The 1,452-nt window shown below is 64.5% G+C and carries 2 protein-coding genes; both read right to left on the bottom strand.

Annotation, left to right across the window (positions count from 1 at the left end; all coding sequences use genetic code 11):
* Window positions 1-4 precede the first annotated feature (4 nt).
* Window positions 5-1,090 carry a glutamine synthetase family protein gene (locus A7A08_RS15320; RefSeq protein WP_425349042.1) on the bottom strand — a complete coding sequence of 362 codons (1,086 nt, stop codon included), beginning with the start codon at window positions 1,088-1,090 and terminating at the stop codon, window positions 5-7.
* Window positions 1,087-1,452 (bottom strand): type I glutamate--ammonia ligase (locus tag A7A08_RS17030; RefSeq protein WP_425349041.1); only part of this gene is annotated, 366 nt, incomplete at its 5' end. The genes A7A08_RS15320 and A7A08_RS17030, both read right to left, overlap by 4 nt.

Raw genomic sequence — 1,452 nt, 5'->3', positions numbered from 1 at the left:
GTTGCTATGGGAGGTAGTCGAGATATGTCTCGACGTCCCAGTTCGTTGTGGTGTGCATGAAGCGCTCCCACTCGTCGCGCTTGTACTCGTCGTAGAGGCCGTACATCTCGCCGGGCATGGCAGATTTGACGACCTCGTCCTTGGCGAGCGCCTCGAGGGCATCGCCGAGGGACATGGGGAGCTTCTCCACCTTCTTGCCTTCCTCGATGGCCGCGTAGATGTTCCGCTCTTCGGGCTTGCCGCAGGGGATCTGGTTGGACAGGCCGTCGTCCATGGCCTTCAGGAGGCCGGCGGACATGAGGTACGGGTTGACCATGGAGTCCACGGAGCGGAACTCGAAGCGGCCCGGCGCGGAGATGCGCAGACCCGTGGTGCGGTTCTGGAAGCCCCAGTCCTTGAAGACCGGCGCCCAGAAGCCGGTGTCCCACAGACGCCGGTAGGAGTTCACGGTGGAGCAGCCGATGGCGGTGAGGGCATCGAGATGCTTGACCATGCCGCCGATGGCGTATTGGCCGAGCTGGCCCGGGAGCTGGCTGTCGTCGCCTTCGGGCATGAAGGTGTTGTCGCCGCCGGAGCGATAGGAGAACACCTCGTCCATGCCGCCGCGGACCTTCTGGCCCAGCGGCTTGACGCCGTCCTCGCCGCCCTTCCACAGAGAGATGTTGTGGTGGCAGCCCGACGCCGAGACGCCCATGAAGGGCTTGGTCATGAAGCAGGCGATGAGGTTGAACTCGCGGGCGACCTGGGCGCAGATCTGCCGGTAGGTGGTCAGCCGGTCGGCGTTCCTGAGGCAGTCGTCATAGGTCCAGTTGAGCTCCAGCTGGCCCGGCGCGTCCTCGTGGTCGCCCTGGATGATGTCGAGGCCCATGGCGCGGGAATACTCGATCACCTTCATGTAGACCGGGCGCAGGCTCTCGAACTGGTCGATGTGGTAGCAGTAGGGGTTTGAATAGCCGCCGTTGGGCTGGCCGTTCTCGTCCTTCTTCAGCCACATCATCTCCGGCTCGGTGCCGCAGCGCAGATGCAGGCCGTGCTTCTGCTCGAACTCCTCGTGGATGCGGCGGAGATTGCCGCGCGAATCGGAGGTCAGGAAGCGCCCGGATCCTTGCGCTCCTCGCGGTTGCGGAACAGGGTGCAGTAGAGGCGGCCGACGCGCTTGTCCCAGGGGAGCTGGCAGAAGGTGTCGGGCTCGGGGATGCCGACCAGCTCGGCCGCTTCGGGGCCGTAGCCCAGATAGTCGCCGTGGCGGTTCAGGAACAGGTTGACGGCCGCGCCATAGACGAGCTGGAAGCCCTTCTTGGCGATGGACTCCCAATGGTCCGCCGGAATGCCCTTGCCGCAGATCCGCCCCGTGATCGACGGGAATTGCAGATAGAGATACTCGATCCCCAGCTCGTCGATCTGACGGCGAACCTCCTTAACAAGCTCGTCCCGGCCAGGGGCGTCTACAAA

It is taken from the genome of Methyloligella halotolerans, from assembly GCF_001708935.1.
Taxonomy (GTDB): domain Bacteria; phylum Pseudomonadota; class Alphaproteobacteria; order Rhizobiales; family Methyloligellaceae; genus Methyloligella; species Methyloligella halotolerans.
Note: the sequence above shows the minus strand (reverse complement) of the source record. Positions and strands in the feature narration are given on the sequence as shown.